The 24,625-nt window shown below is 65.5% G+C and carries 26 protein-coding genes; 6 read left to right on the top strand and 20 right to left on the bottom strand.

The genetic code is table 11. The features are described from left to right. Positions 1 to 130: 130 nt before the first annotated feature. The 10 genes from FGF80_RS03425 to FGF80_RS03380 all read right to left on the bottom strand — a co-directional run bounded on the left by FGF80_RS03425 (position 131) and on the right by FGF80_RS03380 (position 8,911). On the bottom strand, positions 131 to 748 hold the full coding sequence (locus tag FGF80_RS03425) for a nitroreductase family protein (RefSeq protein ID WP_138652204.1): 618 nt from the start codon (positions 746 to 748) through the stop codon (positions 131 to 133). A 199-nt stretch (positions 749 to 947) separates the two neighbouring features. Continuing rightward, the gene (locus FGF80_RS03420) at positions 948 to 2,024 is read right to left on the bottom strand and encodes a methionine synthase (RefSeq protein WP_006184641.1); all 1,077 of its coding nucleotides are present in this window, start codon (positions 2,022 to 2,024) and stop codon (positions 948 to 950) included. Next, a complete protein-coding gene (locus FGF80_RS03415) occupies positions 2,021 to 3,025 on the bottom strand; it encodes a 5-methyltetrahydropteroyltriglutamate--homocysteine methyltransferase (protein ID WP_138652202.1) in 1,005 nt (334 codons plus the stop codon). The genes FGF80_RS03420 and FGF80_RS03415 overlap by 4 nt, the downstream gene beginning before the upstream one ends. Positions 3,026 to 3,174: 149 nt before the next feature. After that, a complete protein-coding gene (locus FGF80_RS03410; protein ID WP_138652200.1) occupies positions 3,175 to 3,747 on the bottom strand; it encodes a HemK2/MTQ2 family protein methyltransferase in 573 nt (190 codons plus the stop codon). Next, positions 3,744 to 4,904: a mechanosensitive ion channel family protein gene (locus FGF80_RS03405; RefSeq protein WP_138652198.1), complete on the bottom strand. Its 1,161-nt coding sequence runs from the start codon at positions 4,902 to 4,904 to the stop codon at positions 3,744 to 3,746. Before FGF80_RS03405 ends, FGF80_RS03410 begins: the two co-directional genes overlap by 4 nt. A gap of 105 nt (positions 4,905 to 5,009) precedes the next feature. Next, on the bottom strand, positions 5,010 to 5,849 hold the full coding sequence (locus FGF80_RS03400; protein WP_138652196.1) for a 16S ribosomal RNA methyltransferase A: 840 nt from the start codon (positions 5,847 to 5,849) through the stop codon (positions 5,010 to 5,012). Between the two features lie 165 nt (positions 5,850 to 6,014). Further along, positions 6,015 to 6,611, bottom strand: coding sequence for a DUF655 domain-containing protein (locus FGF80_RS03395; protein WP_006184646.1), 597 nt, complete (start codon positions 6,609 to 6,611; stop codon positions 6,015 to 6,017). A 118-nt stretch (positions 6,612 to 6,729) separates the two neighbouring features. Then, a complete protein-coding gene (locus FGF80_RS03390; RefSeq protein WP_006184647.1) occupies positions 6,730 to 7,086 on the bottom strand; it encodes an RNA polymerase Rpb4 family protein in 357 nt (118 codons plus the stop codon). 7 nt (positions 7,087 to 7,093) lie between these two features. Further along, positions 7,094 to 7,402: a 50S ribosomal protein L21e gene (locus FGF80_RS03385; protein WP_006184648.1), complete on the bottom strand. Its 309-nt coding sequence runs from the start codon at positions 7,400 to 7,402 to the stop codon at positions 7,094 to 7,096. 147 nt (positions 7,403 to 7,549) lie between these two features. After that, on the bottom strand, positions 7,550 to 8,911 hold the full coding sequence (locus FGF80_RS03380; RefSeq protein WP_138652194.1) for an MBL fold metallo-hydrolase: 1,362 nt from the start codon (positions 8,909 to 8,911) through the stop codon (positions 7,550 to 7,552). A 161-nt stretch (positions 8,912 to 9,072) separates the two neighbouring features. On the opposite strand from FGF80_RS03380, the gene FGF80_RS03375 reads away from it, so the two are divergent. Both FGF80_RS03375 and FGF80_RS03370 read left to right on the top strand, forming a co-directional pair. Then, entirely contained in the window at positions 9,073 to 10,239 is a 1,167-nt protein-coding gene (locus tag FGF80_RS03375) for a cystathionine gamma-synthase (RefSeq protein WP_006184650.1), read from the top strand. A 107-nt stretch (positions 10,240 to 10,346) separates the two neighbouring features. Next, a complete protein-coding gene (locus FGF80_RS03370; RefSeq protein ID WP_138652192.1) occupies positions 10,347 to 12,089 on the top strand; it encodes a histidine kinase N-terminal 7TM domain-containing protein in 1,743 nt (580 codons plus the stop codon). 46 nt (positions 12,090 to 12,135) lie between these two features. Here the strand turns inward: FGF80_RS03370 and FGF80_RS03365 are convergent, their stop codons facing one another. Next, positions 12,136 to 13,275, bottom strand: coding sequence for an RNA ligase (locus tag FGF80_RS03365; protein ID WP_138652190.1), 1,140 nt, complete (start codon positions 13,273 to 13,275; stop codon positions 12,136 to 12,138). Between the two features lie 132 nt (positions 13,276 to 13,407). Between FGF80_RS03365 and FGF80_RS03360 the strand changes: the two genes are divergently transcribed. Beyond that, complete coding sequence (locus tag FGF80_RS03360; RefSeq protein ID WP_006184653.1) at positions 13,408 to 14,094, top strand: RNA ligase partner protein; 687 nt, start codon at positions 13,408 to 13,410, stop codon at positions 14,092 to 14,094. Positions 14,095 to 14,364: 270 nt separating this feature from the next. Here the strand turns inward: FGF80_RS03360 and sod are convergent, their stop codons facing one another. The 7 genes from sod to FGF80_RS03320 all read right to left on the bottom strand — a co-directional run bounded on the left by sod (position 14,365) and on the right by FGF80_RS03320 (position 19,359). Then, positions 14,365 to 14,967, bottom strand: coding sequence for a superoxide dismutase (gene sod, locus FGF80_RS03355; protein ID WP_006184654.1), 603 nt, complete (start codon positions 14,965 to 14,967; stop codon positions 14,365 to 14,367). 208 nt (positions 14,968 to 15,175) lie between these two features. Further along, a complete protein-coding gene (locus FGF80_RS03350) occupies positions 15,176 to 15,583 on the bottom strand; it encodes a DUF7344 domain-containing protein (protein WP_006184655.1) in 408 nt (135 codons plus the stop codon). A 459-nt stretch (positions 15,584 to 16,042) separates the two neighbouring features. Further along, entirely contained in the window at positions 16,043 to 16,507 is a 465-nt protein-coding gene (ndk, locus tag FGF80_RS03345) for a nucleoside-diphosphate kinase (RefSeq protein WP_006184656.1), read from the bottom strand. Next, positions 16,504 to 16,839 (bottom strand): 50S ribosomal protein L24e, encoded by a 336-nt coding sequence (locus FGF80_RS03340; RefSeq protein ID WP_006184657.1) that lies wholly within the window; start codon positions 16,837 to 16,839, stop codon positions 16,504 to 16,506. The genes ndk and FGF80_RS03340 overlap by 4 nt, the downstream gene beginning before the upstream one ends. Continuing rightward, positions 16,839 to 17,063 carry a 30S ribosomal protein S28e gene (locus FGF80_RS03335; protein WP_006184658.1) on the bottom strand — a complete coding sequence of 75 codons (225 nt, stop codon included), beginning with the start codon at positions 17,061 to 17,063 and terminating at the stop codon, positions 16,839 to 16,841. The genes FGF80_RS03340 and FGF80_RS03335 overlap by 1 nt, the downstream gene beginning before the upstream one ends. 11 nt (positions 17,064 to 17,074) lie before the next feature. Then, positions 17,075 to 17,437, bottom strand: a complete 363-nt coding sequence (gene rpl7ae / locus FGF80_RS03330; RefSeq protein ID WP_006184659.1) for a 50S ribosomal protein L7Ae — start codon at positions 17,435 to 17,437, stop codon at positions 17,075 to 17,077. Positions 17,438 to 17,760: 323 nt separating this feature from the next. After that, entirely contained in the window at positions 17,761 to 19,359 is a 1,599-nt protein-coding gene (locus tag FGF80_RS03320; RefSeq protein WP_138652188.1) for an oleate hydratase, read from the bottom strand. Between the two features lie 353 nt (positions 19,360 to 19,712). Between FGF80_RS03320 and tmcA the strand changes: the two genes are divergently transcribed. Beyond that, on the top strand, positions 19,713 to 22,001 hold the full coding sequence (tmcA, locus tag FGF80_RS03315) for a tRNA(Met) cytidine acetyltransferase TmcA (protein ID WP_006184661.1): 2,289 nt from the start codon (positions 19,713 to 19,715) through the stop codon (positions 21,999 to 22,001). An 87-nt stretch (positions 22,002 to 22,088) separates the two neighbouring features. Here the strand turns inward: tmcA and FGF80_RS03310 are convergent, their stop codons facing one another. Next, positions 22,089 to 22,640 carry an SDR family NAD(P)-dependent oxidoreductase gene (locus FGF80_RS03310; protein WP_138652186.1) on the bottom strand — a complete coding sequence of 184 codons (552 nt, stop codon included), beginning with the start codon at positions 22,638 to 22,640 and terminating at the stop codon, positions 22,089 to 22,091. A gap of 76 nt (positions 22,641 to 22,716) precedes the next feature. Here FGF80_RS03310 and FGF80_RS03305 point away from each other — a divergent pair, with 76 nt between their 5' ends. Together FGF80_RS03305 and FGF80_RS19000 are read left to right on the top strand one after the other, a co-directional pair. Beyond that, positions 22,717 to 23,202: a DUF456 domain-containing protein gene (locus FGF80_RS03305; protein WP_138652184.1), complete on the top strand. Its 486-nt coding sequence runs from the start codon at positions 22,717 to 22,719 to the stop codon at positions 23,200 to 23,202. 43 nt (positions 23,203 to 23,245) lie between these two features. Further along, positions 23,246 to 23,410 (top strand): hypothetical protein, encoded by a 165-nt coding sequence (locus FGF80_RS19000; protein WP_006184664.1) that lies wholly within the window; start codon positions 23,246 to 23,248, stop codon positions 23,408 to 23,410. Between the two features lie 20 nt (positions 23,411 to 23,430). Here FGF80_RS19000 and FGF80_RS03300 read toward each other — a convergent pair whose 3' ends face one another. Further along, the gene (locus FGF80_RS03300) at positions 23,431 to 24,456 is read right to left on the bottom strand and encodes a lysylphosphatidylglycerol synthase transmembrane domain-containing protein (RefSeq protein ID WP_006184665.1); all 1,026 of its coding nucleotides are present in this window, start codon (positions 24,454 to 24,456) and stop codon (positions 23,431 to 23,433) included. Positions 24,457 to 24,625: the final 169 nt, after the last annotated feature.

The raw sequence follows: 24,625 nt of genomic DNA, 5'->3' as shown, positions 1-24,625 counted from the left end.
TAGCGCTTTGCCGTGTATCGACGGCACCGAGCCGTCGGTCGAGTCGATGACGTGCGCCCCGACGGGACCCATCGACGGCCGCCGCAACCGTACGTTCGGAGTGACGGGACCGAGCGCGAGCGGGCGTGGCTTACTCGAAGCCGCCGCGGTGGAGCGTTTCGGCGAGCGGCTTGCGATCGCTCGGCTGCTCGCGTTCCTGTAACTCCTCCGGGAGCGTTTCGGGGGGTGCGCGATCGCCGATCGCGACCATCGCCTCGACCGCGTACTCGTCGGGGATGTCGAGCACGTCGGCCGCCTGCTCGTAATCGAACCCGGCCATCCCGTGGACTGCCAGCCCGCGGCGTGCGCCCTCGAGCGCGAGGTTCTCCCAGGCTGCACCGGTGTCGAAGGAGTGGACGGGGGCCGGTTCGCCGTTGTGGTCGAAGGTCGTCTTCGAGACGATGACCGCGAGGACGGCGGCGTCGCTCGCCCACGTTCGGTTGTTTTCCGAAAGGAGATCGAGGAACGTCTCCCACTCGTCGTCTTCGCGGCTCGCGTAGATGAACCGCCAGTGCTGGTTGTTGAACGCGGAGGGGGCCCAGCGGGCCGCCTCGAACAGCGGGAGGTACTCCGCCGCGTCGAGCGAGTCGCCGGTCATCGCGCGCGGCGACCAGCGGTTGACGAACAGCGGATCGATATCGTGGTCGGGTTCGCGGTGCTCGGCGACTTCGTCACTGAGTTCGCGTCCAGTCTCGAAAGAGTCTTGCATCGACCGTTTATTTGTGTCCCACCTATGTATATATTATCGGACAAACAGGTTACCAGGTAACACTCGTGTCCAGTTCATGATGTTAGGTTTACCAGTTCCGTCGCCGACACGGTGTGTGGTAACTCGAGAAAGTAGCAGCCCCGGCGACAATCTCGGCAGGCGAGCACCCGCCGGCCGAACGTAGTGAGGGGACGATCGGTCAGTCGTCGGCCGGCGTCGGCGCACCGCGCTCGATGTCGATCTCGCCTGCATCGAGATCGGCTTCGACGTTGCGGGCCGCCTGCACCATGTTCGCCATCTTGCCGTAGGCGACGTCGCGGGGCAGTAGTTTCACGCCGCAGTCCGGCGAGATGACCAGCTGCTCGGGGGGGACGACCTCCAGCCCCTTCTTGATGTTTTCCTCGATCCGCTCGACGGACTCGACCTCGGCGACGTGAGCGTCGCAGACGCCGAGGGCGAGGTCCTTGGAGAACGCGGGGTCTTTGAAGACGTCCAGCTGATCGTAGTCGCCGTTGGCGAGCTCGAGGTCGAACTCGTCGACCGGGAACTCCAGAATCTCGGGGTAAATCCGGGAGTAGTCGCCGTAACAGACGTGGAGCCCGATGCGGACGTCGTCGGGAATGTCCGCGACGATGTGCTCGAGCGCTTCGCCGACGATGGCGTGGTCGTCGGGCGTGGTCGCGAGCGCAGGCTCGTCGATCTGGATGTATCGCGCGCCGGCGTCGACGAGTTTCTCGATTTCCTCGTTGACGAGGTCGGCCAGCTCCAAGGTGAGTTCGTCGTCGTCCTCGTAGGCCTCGTTGAACGACCAGTTCGCGAGGGTGTACGGCCCCGTGATCGGGACTTTGACCGGGCGGTCGCTCGCGTCGGCGGTGAACTCGTACTCGTCGACCAGCCACGACTCGTCGTACTCGACCTCGCTGACGACGCTTGGTTTGTCGAAGTAGTTGTGGCCCCAGACCTTGACGGGGCCGTTGAACTCGTAGCCCTCGATGCGGTGGGCGAAGAACTCGACCATCTCGTTGCGCCGCATCTCGCCGTCGACGACGACGTCGAGGCCGGCGCGCTCGTGTTCGTCCGTAATCAGGCGGGCCGCGTCGTCTTTCGCTTCCTGCCAGTTGTCCTCGTCGAAGTCGCTGTCCTCGTCCTCGTACAGATCCTTCGCCCGATTGAGCCACTTGGGCTTGGGGTAGGAGCCGACGACGGTCGTCAGCAGGAAGTGGTCGTGCTCGTGGTCGGGCTGTCGGAACTGATCCTTGTTCTCGTTCGTGCTCATGCTGCTTTCACCTCCGCGAGGTCCGCGGCTTCGGCAAGGACCTCGAGTTTCGCCACGTACTTGCCGTAGGGCAGGTAGAACGTCTCGGTGTTCGTCGTCAAATACACCGTCTCGAACTCGGTGACGCCGAGTTGGCCTTCGACCCACTCGGTTCGGTCGCGGATCGCCTCGGGGTCCTCGACGAGGGTGTTCTGGCCGTCCGCGAGGCCGAGCGCGACGTCGTCCGTCGTGCCGTACTCCTGGATGTTGTAGAGGTTGTCGTCCTGGTTCGCGACGAAGTCGAAGCCGACCGCGTCGATGTCGGCATCGAGCAGGTGTGCGTAGACCTTCTCCTCGAGTGCGCCCCAGTAGGGCTGGACCACGACATCGGCGTCGGTCGCGCTCGCGACCCGATCGATCGCCTCGCTTGCACGCGCGTCTTCCCCGTCCGCGGGTGGGTTCTCGACCAGCGACGGCTCGAGCAGGAACAGCGTCTCGTGGGCCGGGAAGGCGTCGACCTCGGCTTCGAGAAACGCCGCGATCGCCGCGAGGAAGTCGCCGTCGTCGCCGTAGTACTCGTCAGTCGCGAGATCGTAAAGCGAGTACGGGCCGGGGAGGACGGCCTGGAGATCGTCGCTACCAACCCGCTCCACCGTCGCCTCGAGTTCCGATGCGATGTCACCGGTCGGCTCAAGGTCGTCGGTGACGACCGGCTCCCGATAGAAGTTGTTGTTGTCGTAGTAGCGGACGATGCCGCGGGTTTCGACGGCGTCGGCGACGGCCAGCGGGTGAGCGAGCATGTCGTCCCAGCGCAGTTGGCCCTCCACGATGCGGTCGAGGCCGGCGTCTTGCTGGACGCCGATCACTTCTTCGCGGGCTTCCTCGTAGGCGGCGGTGATTTCCTCGCCTTCGTCGCCGCTGACGAGGTCGTGTTTCTGGTGGCCCTTGAGATCGGAGAGGTCGTCTTTCGCCCAGTCCGGAAGCGGATACAGCCCCGGCGTGGTCGAAACGTACTCAGTCATCGTAGACTCGGATAGGATATACCGATGCTTAATATTTTTCATCCAATCTAATAACCCGAAGTTATTTTAGTTGCGACGGGTTCCAGAGATCGTCCTCCCGGACATCGGTGGCGAAAAACGGGCTGAACCGCTCGAAAATTCGTGATCGCTTACCGAAGCAACTCGAGTACCGTCAGCGTCTCGAAGGGGAACGACTCGTCGGCGACGGCCACGGCACTGAACCCGTGGTCGCCGGCCTCTTCGACCACCCCGTCGACCCCCGTCAGGCTACTGACGAGCAGGTAGACGACGCCGTCAGGTGCGAGCACGCGACCGACCGACTCGAGGAAGGGATCGATGACGGCCCGACCGTCCTCGCCCCCCGAGAGCGCGTGCTCCATCCAGTCGTCCCACTCGTTTTCGGGATCGGTCGGCAGATACGGCGGATTGAATGCGACCGCGTCGAACGCCCCGTCTCGAAACGGCGAGACGAGATCCGCCCGGACCGTCTCGACGCCCTCGGTGCGAGCCTGGCGGACGGCGTGTGGGTTCAGGTCCGACGCGACGACCCGAGCGGCCGTCTCGTCGGCGATCCGTGCGGCGATATAGCCCGAACCGGTGCCCACCTCGAGCACCGTCTCGCTCCCCGCGAGGCGCTCGCAGGCTGCCTCGGCCAGCAGCTGGGAGTCCTCGGCGGGCTGGTAGACGTCCGGTTGGTCGTCGCGTCGTTCCTCGAGCGTCATTCGTTCTCCTCCAGTGTCGTCATACGGTGTTCTCGTCCTGTCTCGTCGCGTCCGTCGGATGCCGATCTCTCGTCTGCGATCCGGAACCCACCGCTCTCGGCTCGCCCGGAGAGTTCGCGCTGCGGGAACGGGATCTTGATGTCTTCGCCTTCGAAGGTCCGCTTGATCGCATCGATCGCGGCGGTTCGAGCCATCCAGTAGCGTCTGGCGCTCGGCTTGTCGATCCAGAACCGCACGCCGAGCACCACCGCGGAGTCACCGAAGGACTTCCCCACGACCTGCGGCGACGGCGCGGACAGCACCTCGTCTATGTCGGCGAGCGCGTCCTCGGCGAGGTCGGCGGCCCGTTCCACGTCCGTCCCGTAGTCGACGCCGACCTCGACCTCGAGTCGCAGACGGCCCCGCTTCGAGCGATTCGTCACCATACTCGAGGCGATCACGTCGTTGGGGATCATGATGTACTCGCCGTCGAACGACCGGACGCGGGTGTTGACGATCGAGATGTCGGTGACGATCCCCTCGTCGTCTTCGATCTCGATCCAGTCACCGATCTCGAAGGGGCGAGCGAACATCAACACGAACCCCGCGAGCACGGTGCCGAGCGTCTGTCTGGCGGCCATCCCGAGGACGATCCCGAGGAAGCCGGCCCCGACGAGCAGGCTCCCGAGGTCTTCGATCCAGATGCCCAGGATCACGACGAGCGAGACCGACCAGATGATCACCTGCGAGAGGCGGTGGGTGACCTGTCGCTGGTGCTCGGTGACGGCCGCCGTCGAGTCCATTACCTCCTCGATCACCCGGCGGACGAACCGCGTCACGATGACCGTCAATACGAGCAAAATGAACGAAAAGACGGCACGCGGAACGGCGTCTCCGCCCGGATCGAGTTCCGTATAGAGCCGTTGGATTTCGTCGGCGCGACCCCACACACCCGTGACGACGGCGGTGCTGACCGCACACGCGCTGATGAGCAGCGCCATCGCGACGATGTCGGCGTACAGCGGCCGCGCTCGCTCGGCCACCCACGCGTGAATCCGCTGATAGGCGAGCAACATGGCGACGACGAGGCCGACCGCTCCGACCGACACCGCGATTTTGAGGGTCGTCGTCGGAAACAGGTCCGACAACCAGTCGAACCCCGTCACTAATCCGAGCATGCGTTCGTCTCTCGAGTTCGTCGGCAGCGCAGCTTTGTGTATCCGTTGGTTGGTTCGTTCCGTTCACGGCCCCAACGAGCGGTCCCTCTCGGAGCCGCGGGAGACTTACTCGTCAGCGGGCTCGCCGACGTCTCTCGCGAGTTGGGCCAGCGCGGCGAACTCGGCGGGAGCCATCGCCCCGGCTCGCTTTCCCAACACGTCCTCGTCGGCCGCATCGACGACCGCCTCCGGCTCCGCGAGCCCGGAAATGTGTGCCGTGTTCCGGATGGCGTTGCGGATCGTCTTCCGTCGCTGGGTGAACAGCGCCTTGACGAACCGCAGGAAGAACGCCTCGTTTTCGACCGCGTAGTCGGGGTCGCGCGGAACTGCCCGAACCACCGCGCTCTGAACCGCCGGCGGCGGCGAGAACGCCTCCTTCGGGATCGACTCGACGAGTTCGACATCCGCGTAGTGCTGACTCGAGACCGAGAGCCGGCCGTACTCCGAGGTGCCCGGGTCGGCCACCATCCGCTCGGCGAATTCCTGTTGGAACATCATGACGAGCGGCTGCTTCTCGGGGAAGAGTCGAAACGCGATCTCGCTCGAGACGCCGTAGGGAAGGTTCGACACCGATGCGGTAAAGTCGGGCAGGTCGACCTCGAGGGCGTCACCCGCGATGACGGTCAGTTCCCCGGCGTCGATCTCCCCGGCGAACTCCTCGCGCAGAAAGGCGGCGAGGTCGCGGTCCCGCTCGACGACGGTGACCTCGTCGCCGATCGCGAGCAGTCGATCCGTCAGCGCGCCCGTTCCGCCGCCGATCTCGAGCAGGTGGCTCGTATCGGCGTCGGTTTCGTCGAGATAGGTCGGCAGGCGGTCCAGCACCCGGTCGTCGACGAGGAAGTGTTGATCGCGGTCCGGATCGCCGCGGACGCCGGCCCGGGCGATCAGTCCGTCTGGATCTCTCATTGCCGACGCTTCGGCCGGGCCCGGTGTAAACGCACCGTCTCAGACGTCTCGGTCCGTCAGGGCACCCGTGCCCGGCGGCTGTTCGAGTCGCCTGCGAAAGCCACGCTAACGGTTGCCGTCGGTTCCGGGCTCGTCCCGCTGCCGTTCCGCGGGCTTGGGATCGCGTTACTGATTCTGCTCCTGCTCGCGTCGCCCCACGAACGTCTGGTACTTCAGATCGTCGTCGCGAAGCTCCTCGAGAATGCGATCGACGAGGATCTCGTCGGGATCGTGCAGTCCCGAGACGCGCTCGGACAACTCGTCGAAACTCTCGAAGGGCTTGCGCTTTCGTTCGTCGAGGATGCCGTTGCGGAGCTTCTTCCCGATCCCTGGCAGCAGGTTCAGCTGGTGGAGTCGCAGCGTGATCGGTTGGGCGTCGTTGTAGAAGTCGACGAACCGCTCCTCGTTCTCCTCGACGAGGTCGGCGACGACGTACTCGAGTTCCGATTGGGCCCCCGACGAGAGGTCGTCGTACTCGACGCGGTGGCACTCGGTGACCACCCCCCGCTCGGCGGGCGGTTCGACGACGACTTCGCTACCGATCGTGAGCCGCTCGTCCTCGTCGAACGCGACCTGATAGAGCTGGAAGTCCTCGATCCCGACAGCGTAGCCCGCCGGTGACTTCGCGTACTGCGGTCGGCCATCGTCCGACAGCCCGTGTGCCAGATAGTCCAACACGACCGCGCGCCGAACGTCCGTCTCATCGCCATCGGCTTCGCTCATTGGTTTACGCTACGGCGACGGCGTACTTAAAGAGTCGGCTCGCTTTCAGACGACCGAACATCGAAGGGTTCCGTCGCGTCCGCCCTCGACCGTCGATCGATTTCGACTGGCGGTCGTCTCAGGCGTATTTGGCGACGACGTTGAGAATCTCGTCGAGTTCCTCCCCCGACAGCGAGTACCGCTGCTGTGCGTACACCGATCGGAGCTCGTCCCGATCCCGCGGCAGCAGGTTGGCGATCTTGTAGGCCGTCGGTTCGTCGACCTTTTCGATGTCCTGCAGGTCGTCGACGAGCGCCTGGGCCTCCTCGGGCTCGAGGACGGCGAATCGGTTCGCGTGTTCGATCGCTCGCGCGAGCTCGTAGCGCAGCTCGCGATCCTCGTCCATCGCGCGTTCGGCTTCGATGTCGGCGAGCAGCTCCTTCGTTTCCGAGACCGTCAGGAACTCCTCGTCGACGATCTCTTTGAAGATCGTCATCCTGCGGTTAGATCCGGCTCTTTTCCTGGTTCTGTGCGCGCATGTGGGCGGCGGTCACGAGCAGCGTTTTCTCCTTCCCGCCGTCGACGATCTCGACTTTGAAGGCATCGCCCTGTTTCCCGACGACCTCACCGGTGCGACCGTCGAATCGCGGGTGGAAGCGACCGTCCGGGGTGCTCGGGTCGATCTTCAGGTGGACTTTCTCCCCTTCCTCGTACTCCTGAATCGCACGCTGTGGCGGCGAGGTACCGCGGTCTCGAGGATCGTTCGCGAGCTTTCTCCGGGTTCCCTGACGAGGGCCATTAGATTTCGGCATAGTCGTACGACCGCTTTGTCCGGTGACGGTTATAAAACACACGTATTCCACCCACCGGGTTCCCTCGGGGGCTGGGCGTACGCCGCTCGCACGATCTCGGGAGGGGCGGTCGGAGTATCGCCTCCTGAACGTCCGGGTCCGGGACGCTCACGCGTGGAGGAAACTCATCGCGTAGAACAGCGACCGCTCGTAGACATCCGGTTCGATCGAGAACCCCAGATGCGAGCCGATGTAGGCGTTGTTGAAGTGGGCGTACCGCGGTCCCTTCAGGATTCGCAGCGTCAGCCGGGGGTCCATCTCCATCCGGACTCGTCGCCGATCGGTTCGCTCCGGGAGCCCGTCGGTGATTTCGTGCTCGCCGCCGTCGGCCGTAAACCGCAGGTAGCGGTCGTCGACCAGCGAGAGGACGACCTCGGTCTCCGACTCGAACCCGATCTCGCGGCGCTTCGCGTCGAAGTTCTCGTAGGCCGCGGGCACGTACTCCCGGAACTCCGCCGGCGTCGGCATCGGATCCGACTCGTAGGTGAACTCCCGGTCCGCCAGTTCGGTGTCGATGTACTCCCGGCGCGCGTCGGGATCGACGGGCTCGTAGGGGTCGGATTGCTCGCCGGCGGCGACATCGAACCAGTCGCCGCTGTTGAGGAGCACGCACTCGGCGTCGTCGTCGACCCGGTCCTCCTCCGCGAAGTAGTCCCGCGCCTGCGTTCGCGTCGACCGCGCGACGTACTCGTTCAGGTCCGCGAGGTCGCCCGCGAGCGTGTAACTCCCCGCGAAGGGCATGTAGTAGTCGGGCTCGAGCAGTTCGAGGAAGCCGACGGCGTTCTCCAGCGACTGGAGCCGGCGCTCCTCGCGTTCGGCGAGCAGTTTCTCGTGGGAGTAGTCGATCCGGCCCTGCGGATAGCCGCCGGCGAAGGTGTACTGCAGCATCGCGAGATCGATCTCGCCGTACTGCTGTTTCACGCGGCCGGCGGCGTGTCGGGACATCGGCCAGCGACAATCATTCAGATTGAGGACGGTGTGCTCGCCGTCGTCGAAGACCGCCATGGAGTCGATCTGCGTCGAGCCGTCGATCCCCTGCGTGCTCGCGTCCTCGGCCATCCACGGACAGGCAAAGTGGTTCCCACAAACCTCGGGGTCGCAGTCGTCCGACGCGAGCACGTTCACGTACAGGTCCCCGCCGAGGTGAACCCGCTCATCGTGTGGGAGTTCGCGGACGCCGAACCCGGCCGCTTCGACGTTGTGTTTGAGGAAATCCCAGTTGTAGTCGTGTATCAGAACCGGAATGTCGGAGTCGAGACGCTCGAGCGTCGCCCGATGACAGTGATCCGGATGAATGTGCGAGATGTAGATGTAATCGACGTGGTTGAGATCTTCGGGGTCGAGTTCGACTGGCGGATAGTGTGCCCAGGCACCGTAGAACGCGCCGTCGACGATCCAGGGGTCACAGAGGACTGCCGTGTCTTCCGATTCGACGAGAACGGTTGACGACTTGATGTGCCGAACGCGCATATGGCCTGAAATGACAATCGGAGGGATATACGCTCGCAGGAGCTACACAGTCTGAGAACGAATCCGCCGTCGAGAACGGACGGAGTCGAGCCGCCGGCGGGACCGTCGATGCCTCGGCCGAGAGAGCAAGAGTAACCCCGCTCGATTTCGTTGGGGTCGGTATGGACGACGACTCCGACCGACGAATCGAGACCAGATCGATCCACGCCGGCCAGAACCCGGACGAGGAAACCGGCGCGCTGATGACCCCGATCCACGCCAACTCGACCTATAAACAGGACGCCCCTGGCGCACATCGTGGCTACGAGTACTCCCGGACCGGCAACCCGACCCGAACGGACCTCGAGGCGAACCTCGCGAGCCTGGAACACGCCGAGTACGGCCGGGCGTTCGCCAGCGGGATGGCCGCGATCAACACCGTCCTCAATCTGCTCGAGGCCGGCGACCACGTCATCACCGGCAACGACGTCTACGGCGGCACCCACCGCATCTTCACACAGGTCTACGAGGACTACGATATCGAGTTCTCGTTCGTCGATATGACCGACCTCGACGAGATCGACGCGGCGTTTCGCGAGGAGACGGCACTGCTCTGGCTCGAGACGCCGACGAACCCGCTCATGTCGATCGTCGATATCGCGGGCGCGGCCGAGATCGCCCACGACAACGACGCGCTCTGTGCGATCGACAACACCTTCGCGACGCCGTATCTCCAGCGGCCGCTCGACCTCGGGGCGGACATCGTCTCCCACTCGCTGACCAAGTACCTCGGGGGCCACTCGGACGTGGTCGGCGGCGCGCTCCTGACGAACGACGAGGAGTTAGACGAACGGTTCGGCTTCTACCAGAATTCCGTCGGCGCGACGCCCGGCCCATTCGAATCCTTCCTCGTCCTCCGAGGCACCAAGACCCTGCCCGTCCGCATGGACCGCCACTGCGAGAACGCCCGCGCGATCGCCGAGTGGCTCGACGATCATCCCGATGTCGAGCGGGTCTACTACCCGGGCCTCGAGTCCCACCCCGGCCACGAGATCGCCGCCGAACAGATGGACGACTTCGGCGGCATGTTGAGTTTCGAACTCGACGCGACCCTTGAGGAAGCGAGCGAGGTCGTCTCGAACACCGAGGTGTTCACGCTCGCGGAGAGCCTCGGCGGGGTCGAGAGCCTGATCGAACAGCCCGCACCGATGACCCACGCCGCGATTCCCCGCGAGGAGCGCATCGAGGCCGGACTCACGGACAGCCTGATCCGGGCGAGCGTCGGCATCGAGCACGTCGACGACCTGATCGCCGACCTCGAAAGCGCGATCGACGCCGTTCTGGCGTAACCGAGCGACCGACGCCGGCCATCTCCGGGGTCCCGACGGCCGAAATCCAGCCGCGTGCCCGTCCAAACGGCCAGTGAACTTTACATGGTAGGCCTTCGAGTTTATCCATGGTCCTCGGGACGGGAATCGACCTCATTCAGGCAATCTACGCGATCGTCGCCGTCAATAGCCTCGTGCTCGCCGCCGTCCTCTACCGACACCGCGAGCGGATCGGCGCGATCCCGTTACTCGTGAACGTCCTGGCGACGGGGCTGTGGGCCGCATCGCTGTTGGCCAGAACGGCCGTCGACCCGGAGAGCGCCCTCGCCCACGCACTGTTGGTGAGCCTCTTTCTCGGCGTCGGACTGTATCTGCTGACACTGCTCGTGTTCACGCTCGAGTATACCGGACGGGAACAGTTTGTCAGGCCGTCGACGATCGCGATACTCTCGATCGAGCCGCTACTGGTACTCGCCTTCATCGCTGTGAATCCCGGACAGCGGTTCTTCACCGTGGTCGACGGCACCGTCGAGTGGGGGATCGTGTTCTGGGCACACGTGGTCTACGCCTACGCGATTCTGACCGTCGCCACGGTGTTGATCGTCGGCCTCCTCTATCGTTCGCAGTCTCTCTACCGGGGCCAGACCGCCACGCTGGTCGTCGGGACGGTCGCGGCCTGGGCCGCGAACGCCCTCTACGTCTTCGGCCCCGTCGATGTCGAGGTCTCGCCGGTCGGGTTCCTCGTGACCGGGGCCCTGTACGCGGTCGCGATCACGCGCTACCGGCTGACCGATATCGTCCCGATCGCTCGCGACCGCGTGTTGGCGACCGTTTCGGACGCCGTCTTCGTCGTCGACGAGCAGGAACGGCTGATCGATCTGAACCCCGTCGGCCGGGACCTGCTCGAGGACATCGACTCGTCCCCGATCGGGGCGGACATCGACGCGCTGCTGGCCGATCGTCCCGAACTCAGGGAGGGCTACCGGGACCTGACCGCCACGCCGACGCGGGGCGACCGCGAGTTCGAACTCAGTGACGGGCACTATCACGTCCGGACGACGCCGATCGAGGACGGCCGCGACCGTCAGGTCGGCTGGCTCGTTATGATCCGAGACATTACGGACCGCAAGCGTCGGGAAGCACAACTCGAGCGACAGAACGAGCGCCTCGAGCAGTTCGCCGACCTGGTCTCCCACGATCTTCGCAATCCCTTGAACGTCGCGAACGGCTACCTCGACCTCGCTCGGGAAGCCGACGACGACGCGGCGTATCTGGCGGAAATCGAGCAGTCCCACGACCGGATGGAAACCATCATCGAGGACGTCCTCACGCTCGCTCGCGAGGGGGCAGACGTGACCGATCCGGAGCCGGTCGCGCTGGCTGCCATCGCCGGCCGGGCGTGGAGCGGCGTCGATACCGGCGCGGCGTCGATCGTGATCGACGCCGACGTCACGGTTCTTGCCGATCCCGAGCGGACCACGCGACTGCTCGAGAACTTGTTTCGCAATGCGATCGAGCACGGAAGCGAGCGTGGAGACAGTGCCGACCTCGAAATCACGGTGGGAACGCTCGCAGACGCGCCCGGCGGCTCGGTCACGGGGTTTTACGTCGCGGACGACGGCGTCGGGATTCCACCAGCCAAGCGCGAGCACGTCTTCGAGGGGGGCTACACGACCGACGAGGACGGAACGGGGCTCGGGCTCTCGATCGTCTCCGAGATCGCGACGGCCCACGAGTGGACCGCATCCGTCACCGAAAGCGAGACCGGCGGTGCCCGATTCGAGTTCCGTAGCGTCGAGACGACCGCGGACGCGCCGGCCTCGAACGGCGGTTCGGAACCCGACCTCGAGTCCGACTCGGTAGAGCCCTAACCGGTCGCGGACTCGCTGGAGTGCTCACGAAGCGGAGTCGGTCCCGTCACTCGTCTCGGGTGCCACCGTCCAGATAGTACTGAATCCGGTCTCGGCTCGATTCAGCCACTTTCACGAACGCGACGACGCGCTCGTCGTCCTCGCGGCGGTCGAACCGACGGTCGATCGTCAGCGACTGGTCGTCTAGGTGCTCGAACAGCGCGTCGATCGCGTCGGGGTCGCCCCTGACGGTATGGCGTTCCCCGACCTGATCGCCGTCTCGAACGTCGCGAATGGTCGAGACCATCGGGTGGAGGATCGATTCGCCGAGGTCTCGCGCTCGCTCACGGAGTCGGTCGTCGGAGTCGCCCGATTCAACGGCCTGAAACGCGTCACGAACGATCCGGGAGAAGACGAAGTCCCGGCCGTGTTCGAAGGGGAGCGAGAATGCGTAGGCGAGTTCCGCGTGATGGTGGGACTCCGTTGTGTACTTGATCATCGACTCGCCGTCCGCCGATTTGACGACGACGCCCTCCCGTCCCGCCGCATCGAGTTCGTCGATGGCGTCTCGCACCGTCTCCACGGCGGCGGACGGCTCCGAGCGCCCGAACCACCGCGGCTGGCCGACGCCGTACTCCGCACAGAGGGTCCGTCGGTCGGCCACGGGAACGGGATCGCCGGACTCCCGGTCCCGAACGTCGAACACCCGAAACTCGTGGGAGTCGATGTCCTCGTAGTCGTGGCTCGTGTAGGGCGTCTCCGGCCCGATCAGCTCGGTACAGAGTACTTTCGTCGGATGCTCCGCGAAGAAAGCAGCCAACGGAAGCCGGTCGCGCGCTCGTGCCGTCGTATACGGACAGACGTAGCCGCCCCTAGTGAACGCAAGGGGAGCATCACCGTCGTCTCCGGCGACCGCGATGCGGACGTTGAACCCGTCCAATTTCTCCTCGATGGCGACGCTATCGGTCCCCTGGAAGAACGAGGGGATACCGGGCTCGAGCACGAGGACCCGCGGAATGCTTGGATAGCCGCGGACGACGGCGTCGCTCTCCTCGACGATGACCGTTCCGCGCTCGACGCCGTGGCGGGCGGCGGTCAGCACGTGGTGGGTCCGACCGCCCACCGACCGCTGCTCGAAGTGTTCGAAGAGGTCAGCGGGCTCGTCGGTGGTGGCCCCGAGCCGCTCGAGGTAGTCCTCGCGGTCCATGCGTCGTTCGACCACGTTCCCGGTAAAAAACACCGGGCCGGGTGTCGATCGGTTGCGGAGACGATCGGTCACACCGGCCGAGAGCCGGCCGCCGGGACGAGACCTATGTAGCGCCCCGTGCAACGTCCGACCATGCCCGGGGAACTGCCGCGCCAACAGTTCGTCCTCGACACGTCGCTGTTCATCACCGAGGAGATCCGGCGGGACGACGACTCGCTCGAGGACGCCGTCGTCCGGTTACTCGAACGTATCGCGACCGCGCGGCTCGAACTCAACATCTCCTGTTACGTGCCGCCGTCGATTCACGACGAACTCGCGACGATGTTACGCGAACGCGCCGTCGACGAGGCGGTGTTCTCGCGGCTCGACACGTGGGTCGTCCGCAAGAGCCCGGACCGGTACGGCGTCACGATCCCGGCGGACATCGTCTACGACTTCATCGACGAGATGAGTGATCGGGTCGACCGCGGTCTCCGCGTCTCGGAGAAGGCGATCCGCGAGGTCGAACAACTCGATCCCGAGGCGCTCGCCGGCGGGTCGAACGACGACGGCCGCGAGGAGTACATGACCGACGCCGACCGCATCCTCTCGGATATGCGCGACAAGTACCGCAGCGCGCTCCGCCAGGGCGTCCTCGACTCCCGTGAGGACTTCGACCTCCTGATCCTCGCTCGCGAACTCGACGCCGGCGTCGTCACTGAGGATCGGGGGATCATCTCCTGGGCCGACGAGTTCGGCCTGCGCTACGTCCGGGGCGGGCAGTTCCCGACGCTGCTCGAGGAGTACCTGCGCGCGGCCGGCGTCGAGGACGAGGCGTGAGTTATATTTCCACGAGCGACGACCCCGCGCCACGTGGCGGGTGCGGGCCGTCGTGGTCGGCCGGAACGCCTCGCTGTCCCCTCTCCGTCTTGACGCTCGAGGGTCGCTGCTGTCCCGATTCCCGGCCGTCGCCGACGCTGCCGTCCGCAGCGACAATATTGGGTAGGGGGTCGTTCCCTCTACGGGTAACTCAGCGGAGCAACCGACAGTCTTCGTGAGACCCGGCGATAAAAAGGCGCGATCAACTGGCTCGTCGCTGTTGCCGGCGAGCTACTCGAAGTGGTCGAGGCAGGTCTGGTACTCCTCTTCGGCCTTCTCCCAGTTGACGACGTCGAAGAAGGCGTCGATGAAGTCCCCGCGGTCCGGACCGTAATCGTAGTAGTAGGAGTGCTCCCAGACGTCCAGCGCGAGCACTGGATGTGCGCCCCAGAGCGCGCCCTGGTCGTGCTTGTCGACCGCGACGTTGCGAAGTTGCTTCGAAACCGGATCGTACACCAGCAGTGCCCAGCCACCGGCGGCACCGGCAGCGGCCTCGAACTCGCCCTTCCAGCCCTCGTAGGACCCGAAGTCCTCTTCGATGCGGTCGGCGAGGTCGCCGTCCGGCTCGCCGCCGCCGTTGGGGGACATGTTCTCCCAGAACAGCGTGTGGAGATAGTGACCACAGCCGTTGTGAGTGACGTTTTTGAGGGCTCCGGGCGTCGAGCCGAAGTCATTCTCCTCGCGGTTCTCCGCGAGCGTCTCCTCGGCGGCGTTGAGGCCGTTGACGTAGCCCTGGTGGTGCGTATCGTGATGCCAGGTCAGTACCTGTTCGGACAGTGCCGGTTCGAGCGCATCGTAATCGTACGGGAGTGGTGGAAGTTCGTGATCAGTCATAGTATGCACCTCACGTTCCGTATCGGTATCTCGCCTGTTAAGTTTTGAGGAGTGAGACGATATCACACCCCATAAATGCATGGCCGTCCTGTCTCGTGGGTTCCCGACACTTCAGTGAACCCACTACGAACTGCGTATTAAACCTTTCAGCAACGACCTCATACTGTGCTTCCGTCGCGCAAGCGTGCGTAACAGTTCCGTCCCCGACTCACTCGAACTCCTTGTGGTGGGCGTGCTCGAGCCACTCTTCCAGCGACGGTTGGGTCCAGTACCGAACCGTCTCGCTCCGTCGGTCGTGTTCGAGGACCCCCGCGTCCTCGAGTTTCGGCAGGTGGACGTGCTGGAGTTCCAGTTGCACTCCCGTTCGCTGATCCGTCGCATCCGAGTCGGCCGTCGAACCCGTGGTCGACTCCCCATCGGCGGTGTCACATGCCGTCGCCTCCTCGAGGGCGATGACGTTTTCGGTGAGGTTTTCGATCGTTGCGACGCCGTCCGGCCGGTCGTTGAGGTCGTAGAGGACGTATCGCCGCCGACTGTTCGAAAGCAAGTCGAAAACGAGGTCCAGCGACGGCGGTACGGCCGCCGTCAACGCGGTCGCTCCCTCCTGTTCACGCATCCACGAACCACCTACCGTGTGTTACCATTCGAAACCACCATGAGTGGTTTCAATAGCCGACACATTAGGCCTTACGTCTCCCTAGAAAAATACCTGTGTTCTATTCGTGCGCAATAGTTTAGATTATAACTCCCAGGTCGCTCCGCTCTCGTCTTCGAACGACCGGCGCTGAAGGCCGTTGCGGCGGTAATGCCCCGTTCGATTGGGGTTGTCGAGCCGTTGTTTCATCCGACCGCCGCACTGACGCGGCCCGGAACGCCGGCATCCGACCGGCCGTTCGCAGATGGCGCTGCGGCTCCGAACGCGAGACGAGCGCAGACACCCGACCGAGAGAGGCGACTGTACGTTCTGTTGGCACTCTCGAAGTGAGTCGATAAAGACGGACCGATAAACCGACTCGGCCTCGTCGTCCCGCGGGCGGGTTGCCGCTCGAGCGGGGAGGCCGCTACTGCGGCGGCGTTACTCGTAGAGCCACTCGGCGTCGTGCTGCTCGTAGTCGATCAGCTCGTCGTCGTCGAAGTGGATCGCGATTTCGCGTTCGTTCGCGCCCTCGTCCTCGTGGTCGGCCGCGTGCACGACGTTCCGGCCGAGATCGAGCGCGTAATCGCCCCGGATCGTTCCGGGGGCAGCCTCGAGCGGGTCGGTCTCGCCGATCATCTGGCGGACCTGGCGGGTCGCGTCCTGACCCTCCCAGACCATCGGGACGACTGGTCCCGAGGTGATGAAGTCCACGAGGTCGTCGTAAAACGGCTTGTCCTCGTGTTCGCCGTAGTGTTCTTCCGCCCGTTCCCGGGGCATGTTCTCGACTTTGATGCCGACGAGCTTGAGCCCGCGGTCCTCGAGTCGAGAGACGACTTCGCCCACGAGTCCGCGCGCGAAGGCGTCGGGCTTGACCATCACGAAGGTGCGTTCGTGATCGCTCATGCCTCTTCAGCCTCGGTTTCGGCGTCTTCGGTTTCGTCGGTCTCGTCGACCGTCTCGTCACCGGCGGGCGTCTCTTCCTCGTCGTCGGCCGCGTCGGCCTCCGTCTCGAGGTCCTCGTCCTCGTCGGCAGGCGTGTCCGCCTGTGCGGGACCCTTGCCGCGACGACCCTCTTCGGTCCACTCGAGATCGCGCGGTTCGCGCCCGAGCTTGTAGTTTTTCTCCGCTTTGGAGTCGACGAAGTGGAGCACGGTGCCGTCGTTTTTGACGTACATGATGCCCGTGCCGGGTTCGATCTCTTCGCCCGTGTAGTCGCAGGTTCGTTTCTCGACCATTATTGTCCTCCGATGGAGTCGGCCTCGCGGGCGGTCTCGCGAAGTTGGAGTACGTCCCCTTCGCGGACCGGCCCGAGGCAGTTACGGGTAATGATGCGTCCCTGGTTCTCGCCCTCCTTGATTCGGCATTTGACCTGCATGGCTTCGCCGTGCATGCCGGTCTTGCCGACGACCTCGATGACCTCGGCGGGCGTAGAGCCGCTTTCTTCCTCTTCAGCACTCATCTCTGATCACCTCAGTCGAGATCCTCGACCTTGTCGGCGATGTCCTCGACGTCGTCTGCTGCCTCACCGGCGTCGACGACCGCCGCGGCGGCCGAGCCGACCTCGAGGCCGGCGGCGTGGCCGACGTCGTCCTGGGTCTCGATGAAAACGACGGGAATGCCTTTCTCCTCGGCGAGTTCGGGGAGATGCATGACGATCTCCTCGGGGGAGACGTCCTCGGCGACGTAGACGAGCTCGGCGTTGCCGCGCTCGATCGCCTTCGTGGTTTCGTTCGTTCCTTTCTTTACTCGTCCGGTGTCTCGTGCGACCTCGAGCGCCTCAAGCGCGTCGTCGGCGAGGTCGGCTGGGATGTCGGTGGTTACGTAAACTGACATTGGTTGTTCACCTCTCCTACACGTGGGCTCGCGCTCCCCTGCCGTCCGGGCACTGGGTACCCGTGCCGGGCCGATCCCGGCGGAAGTCCTGTGAAGCTAGGAGCATCATCAACCCCGCGTAGGGTGTACACTCGAATAGCGCTGCCCCCCTTAAAAGCGTGTTCAAACGGCTGGCGAAGTGAGAGACATCCGCACGGACAGGACCCGTTCGGATCGGCGTACTGTTCCGGGAACTGACAGGATTCGGTCGGTCGTGTTCGATCGATCCAGCCGAAACGGTTCCGCGACGACGACGTTGCCGGCGAGCGATCGGCCTGCAGTGACTATCTGAACGCGGCTTTCGCGGCTTCGACGAGGACGTCGGGTTCGTACTGATGCGTGCTCACCGGCGGGACCTTCCGGTCGACGTCCAGCAGGTCGTAGACGGCAGTCATCGCGGACCGCACCGAATACTCGACGGTGAACACCACGTCCCGGGGCTGCTCGGCGAACTGGCCGATAAACGCCAGGTTGTTCGATCCCGGCGGGACGACGTCCGGCCGGTCGCCGGCGGTCCGCGGCATGAACTGGCTCGTAATAAACGGCATATTGCAGGGGATACAGTTCGCGTCCTCGAGAACGGACGGGAGTTCGTCGAGGTAGCCGAGGTGATAACAGAGTTCCTCGAGTATCTCCTCGCCGGTACAGTGCTCCATCTTTTTCTCGACGTGATTCCCTTTCTCCTCGGGGAACAGTCCGTAGCCCCAGAAGACCTTCACGTCGTCGGGCTGGTCCGCGAAGTGGGGCTGGGCCGCGACGACGATGGACATCAACCAGTTCGACTCGGTGAAGGTGATCAATCCGTTTCCGGGCGCTTCGCCGGTGACCTCGACGATGTGCTCGAGCAGGTCCGGCTCGTGGAGCGTGACGGTATACGACGGCCACTTCGTCTCCGGAACGTTGTCGGCAAACGCCGACGGTGTCCCGAACTCGGGGTTGTCCTCGACGATGGTCTTCCACAGTTCGAACGACGCCCCCGTCGTGTTCAGTTCGGGCGCTTCGGTCATCGATCCGAGATCCGAGCCGTCGGTCATCGAGCCGTTAGTCACGAAGACGAGATCGGTCGGGTCGACGTCGATCGTCTCGGTGGCCCCATCCGTCTCGTAGTGGATCGTTTCGACGGTCTTGCCCTTGCGGCCGGGCACGATATCCATGTCAGTCACTTCACAGCCGCCCCGGAATTCGACGCCGTGGTCTTCCAGCCACCGCCGAATGGGTCGGACCATCGAGTCGTACTGGTTGTACTTGGTCCGATGGATACCCCCCATGGTGTTCAGCCGGGGGAACTCGTGCAGGAACCGGTGCATGTACCGGCGCATCTCCGCGACGCTGTGCCAGGGCTGGAAGGCGAACGTCGTGGCCCAGATGTACCAGAACGGCGTCTCGAAGAACGAGTCCGAAAACCACTCTTCGATCCGCGTGTCACCCAGTTGCGCCTCGGGTGTCAACGCCAGCTGGAGTAGCGAGAGTCGATGGTCCATTTCGAACCCGTACGACGAGACGTCGAGCACCTCCTGGTCGTCGCCCAGCAATCGCGCGACCGCGTACGTCTGGTTCGCTTCGTTAAACTCGTCCATCACGTCTTTGACCGACCGTTCCCGGTCCTCGAGCGACGGGATCGACTCCAGCAGATCCCACGTACATTCGTAGGTCGGATAGTTGAACATTCGGCCGCCGCGAACGACGTACCCGTCCTCCGGCGAGCCGGCTCCGTCGAGTGCCCCGCCCATCACGTCCAGTTTCTCCAGTACGTGGACGTTCTCGCCCGGCAGTTCGCTGTCGCGAACGAGGAACGCGGCCCCGGCGAGGGACGCAATCCCGCCGCCGACGAAGTACGCCTCCCGGTCGGAGCCGGCCTGCCGTCGGGTCCCGTCGTTACTCATGCGACTTGCCCTCCGTGCTCTCGACCGTCGGCTCGGTGTGTCTGTGTGGCCAGTACGCTTCCGTATTGGTGTCCATTGCGAATCACATTCAACAAGTTGATACGAACGGTATTGAACACGGACAGTGATTCTCACGTTCCGGAAATCATAAATCAATTATATGTTTTCGGACTCGACCGTCCTAGCCGGCGGCGTCTCTATCGATAAGCAAGGCGAGTGCCTCGAGGTCAAGTCCCGAGGCGGCTCACGTAACGTTTCACCGGCTCGGTGGTCGACACGTCGGCCGCCGATGGCCCCGACGGCGGGAGTCCCACAGACGAGAGTAATTATATGCGAGCACACAAAGCGACCCTATGAACGCGGATGCGGACGCCGTTTCACTCGCGCGAGCGCTCCAGGCCGAAGCCGATCGTGCCAACGAGCGACGGGTGCTGGTTCTTGCAGGGAGCCGGCACCGCGGCTACGACCGTCTCGAGTCGATCCTCGACGCCCTCCCGGTTCCGATCACCGGCACGACGCTCGTCGGTCCCGAGGACCGACTCCGGTGTGAACAGTGCCGACAGGTCGACGCGAGCGACCTTCTCGGGACTACGCGGGACGTCATCGCCGTCGACAGTCACGACGAACTCCAGCCGAACGCGCTCGGCAAAGTCACCGGCGCGGTCGACGGCGGCGGCCTCCTCGTCCTGCTGACGCCGCCGCTCGAGGCGTGGCCGGAGCGCCGCGGTGCGTTCGCCGACTCGCTTGCCGTCCCCCCGTTCGAACTGGACGACGTTACGGGTCGATTCAAACGCCGTCTCGTCCGGACGCTGCGGGCCCACCGTGGCATCGCGATCGTCGACCTCGAACGGGACCGATGCGAGGCCGACGGACTCACCGATCCGGCCCCGCGGCTGGCGACGGAGCCCCCGACTCCGCCCTCGGACCACCGGTTTCCGACCGCCGCCTACGAGGCGTGTCTCACGGCCGATCAGGTCGCCGCCGTCGCCGCCTTCGAGTCGCTTCACGGGACCGAGCGGGCCGTCGTGCTCGAGGCCGATCGCGGCCGCGGGAAGTCGAGCGCCGCGGGACTGGCCGCGGGAGCGCTCGCCCTCGACGGCGAGGACGTGCTGGTAACCGCTCCCGCCGTCCGGAACGCCGCGGAACTGTTCGATCGCGCGGGAGCGCTCTGTGAGCGACTCGAGGGTGACGCCGCGACCGTCGATTCCCGTCGGATCGAGACGGCCGCCGGCGGTTCGATCGAATTCCGCGAGCCGACCGCAGCCGTCGACATCCTCGAGTCGGCCGACATCGTCATCGTCGACGAGGCCGCGGCACTGCCGGTCGCGACGCTCGAGTCGCTGCTCGCGGCCGACCGGATCGCCTTCGCGACGACGATCCACGGCTACGAGGGCGCGGGACGGGGCTTCTCCGTCCGGTTCCGGGATCGACTCGCCGAGAGCGAGCACGCGGTGACCGACCGTACGCTGGTCGAGCCGATCCGGTACGCGGCGGGCGATCCCGTCGAAGCGTGGGCCTTCCGCGCACTGTTGCTCGACGCCCGGCCGCCGGTCGACCAGCTCGTGACCGACGCGACGCCCGAGACGGTCGAGTACCGACGGCTCGAGCCGGACGCGCTGCTCGCGGATGAGCGGCTGCTCCGGGAGGCCTTCGGCCTGCTCGTCCTCGCCCACTACCGGACCGAGCCGAACGACCTCGCGCGCCTGCTCGACGCCCCCAACCTCGCTGCGCGCGCGTTACTCCACGACGGCCACGTCGTCAGCGTCGCCCTGCTCGCTCGTGAGGGGGGCCTGTCCCCGGACACTCGCGCGATGATGTACGAGGGCGGCCGCGTCCGCGGCAATATGCTCCCGGACGTGCTGACGAGCCAGTTGCGCGACGAGGCGGCGAGCGAACCCGTCGGCCGTCGCGTCGTCCGGATCGCAACCCACCACGCGGCTCGCTCGCGTGGGCTCGGCTCGCACCTGCTCGAGCGCATCCGCGCGGAGTTCGCCGCCGGGAGCGATGACGGCGACGGCCCTGCCGGCGTCGACTGGCTAGGGACCGGCTTCGGCACGACGCCCGGCCTCCTCGAGTTCTGGCGCGAGAACGACTATCGGACGGTCCACGTCTCGACGACGCGTAACGACGCCAGCGGCGAGTACTCCGCGCTCATGCTCGCGCCGACCAGCGACGAGGGCGGGGCACTCCACGACCGGCACGCCGACTGGTTCGTCCGCCGGTTCGCTGCACTCAGTTCGGACGCGCTCGACGATCTCGCGCCGGACGTCGCTCGAGCGCTCCTCCGAAGCGCCGATGCCGACGCCGGCCCGTCGCTCTCGATGACGGCCCACGAGTGGCGGGTCATCGCGGGTGCCGCCTACGGCCCGGGACTGTTCGACGTCGATCCCGGGCCGTTCAGGGACCTCGTCGTCCGCTACCTCGTCGACGATCCCGACACCGTCGATCTGACCGACCGCGAGGAGCGGTTGCTCGTCCTGCGTGCCCTCCAGGGCCACGGCTGGGAGACGGTCGCGGATCGCCTCGAGTACCACTCGCCGGGCCAGTGTATGCGAGCGCTGGGCGACGCGTTCTGCCCGCTGGTCGACCGCTACGGATCGGACGCAGCGCTCGAGGTGCGAGCGCGCTTCGTCGACGAGTAAGCAGCCACGGCCGTCCCGACTGGAACACGGCACGCGGTGGCACACGCTGGGCTGTGGTGAGCCGCTGGCCCCATATCGAGCGGCGACTCAGAACAGTCGTCGAAGCAGCCACTCCGGAGCGAAGTCCACGAGCCACGCGATGGCCCGCCATCGTCGCGTCACGTAGGCGTGTTGCTGTGCAGTACGAATCGCTCGAGCGATCTGCTCGGCCGCCGTCTCGGGCGAACACTCCCAGAATCCGCCCAGCGAGAGCTTGGTGTCGACGAACCCCGGCTCGATGGTCGTGATCGTCACGTCGGCGTCCCGATCGGCCCCTCGATAGCGAAGCCCTTCGAGATACCTCGAGACGTAGGCCTTGGAGGCGTTGTACGCCGGCGCGTCGCCGTTACCGACGTGGGCTGCGACCGACGGCATCGCCTCGGCCAGTTCGACAAAGCGGTCTCGAGCCTCCGCGGAGTCGGTGACGTCCATCGCCGCGACGTATGATTTGGTCGGCAGGTCCGCGCTGATCTCCCGTAGTCGCTCCACTCGCCGCGCCGCCAGGCCGATCTCGTAGCCGTCCGCCGCGAGTCGCCGGGCCAGCGCTTCCCCGATGCCCGACGACGCGCCGATGATGATCGCTCCGCGACCAGTTGTCATTGCTACATGTTTGGGGGAAGCCACCTAATGCTACTGAAGGCGGTACGCCTTTGCCGCGGTCAGTCGTCCCCCCGATATGGTCGATGCCGTTCTCGTCGTCGCCATCGCGTTGCTCGTGGGTGCAATCGTCGGCGCGGCCGTCCCGATGGTGCCAAGCGGCCTGCTCTCGCTGGCCGGTCTCGGCGTCTACTGGTGGGGGGCCGGACTCGCGGACCTGAGCGCGCTCACCTTCGCCGTCCTCGTCTTCATCGCCATCGTCACCGCACTCGTCGAGTTTTTCGGCGGCTCGATCGCCGCCCGGGCCGGCGGCGCGTCCTGGCTGACCACCGCCGTCGCCGCCGTCGTCGGAATCATCCTCATGCTCGCCACCGGCCCGTTGGGACTGCTTGCTGGCCTCTTCGGGACCGTGTTCGCCCTCGAGTTCATTCGAAACGGAGAACTCGAGGGCAGTGCGCGCTCGGCGGGTTACACGACCGTCGGGGTCCTCGCGTCGACGGCGATCCAGGTCCTGTTGACGGCGTCGATCCTGCTCGGATTCGTCGTCGCTGTTTTCCTGCTCTGAACACCGGAACGACTGAATCCGTGGGCGGCGTTTATACGACCGAATGGAGTGTTCCGAATCCGACTGCGAGCGTCCCGCCGCGGTCGAGTTACACGTGCCCTGGGCCGAGAACCGGTTCGTCTGTGCTGCCCACGCCCGCGTGCTGGGTCAACGGGACGGTATCGTCGCGGACCCGCTTCCCGACCGGAGCGAGGACTTACTCGAGTGAGGTCGCGTCGCCGGGCGCGGCTACTGGCGGCGGACGACAGCCAGCGCCGCGAGCCCGCCGACGACGACCGCGAACCAGTAGGTGGTCAGCCGATAGAGGAGCGCGACCGCGTAGGCGTTCGCCGAGGACAGGCCGACGAGTGCGACGAGGAGCGCAGTCAGCGCGACCTCGATGCTCCCGAGCCCGCCCGGCGAGGGGACGTATCCGGCGAGCATGCTCGCCGAGACGGCAAACGAGACGACGACGGGGTCAACGGCCAGCCCGAGCGCGCGCCCGGCGAGGAACAGCGGCAGGACGAACAGCGTCCAGCCGAGCACGGAGAACGCGAACGCCCGCCCGAGCGCTCGAGGGTCGGCGGCGAGCCGATCGAACGCCGCCCGTAGTTCGCCCAGCCGCTCTCGAACCCCGTCGACCGTCAGCTTGGGGACCAGTCGGCCGATCGGTGCCACCAGTTTCGTCAGCGACCGCTCGACGGTCGTCCGGAACCGAATCGCGACCGTCGCGACCGCCAGTACGCTCGCGGCCGCGACGACCAGCCCGCCAGCGATCGGGGCGAGCGCGGTCGGGAGTTCGGACCGCCAGACGAGGACGCCCAGGCTGAGAAGCGCCATCCCGATCGACGCGATCAGGTTCAGCAGATCCGCGGTGACGACGCTCGCGAGACTTTCCTCGTAGCTCGCCTCCGTCTCCCGGGAGAGCACGTACGCGATGAACGGCTCGCCGCCCGCCTGTCCCATCGGCGTGACGTAGTTGGCGAACGTCGCCGCCGCGTAGGTCACGAGCAGCGTCCGATACGACTCGTCGACGCCGGTAACGCCGAGAATGACCTGCCAACTGCGCGTCCAGAGACAGAGACACAGACACATCGAGCAACAGGCCGCGAGGAGCCAGCCGGGGCTGGCCGTCGCGAGCGCCCCTCGCACTTCGTCGACGCCGACGCCGGCGGCGATGACTGCCAGCAGCACGCCCGCGACGGCGAATCCGGCGGCGATCCGTCCCACCTGCGACCGGGACACGCCGCTCGGGGTCTCCTCGGTCGCCGTCACGGGTCGCGGGTGGTCGCGTCCTGGGATCGGTTCGATCGGCGGGGCCGGGCGACCTCGAGACCGCGCCGTGTTGATGCGAGCGAACGCCCCGTGTATCCGGCGGCGATGCCGTCGCTGGTCGATCTCTCGCAGCCGACTATCTGCGGCCGTGACATGTTCTACTACTCGA

Origin of the sequence: Natrinema pallidum, from assembly GCF_005890195.1 — an archaeon.
Lineage (GTDB): Archaea > Halobacteriota > Halobacteria > Halobacteriales > Natrialbaceae > Natrinema > Natrinema pallidum.
Note: the sequence above shows the minus strand (reverse complement) of the source record. Positions and strands in the feature narration are given on the sequence as shown.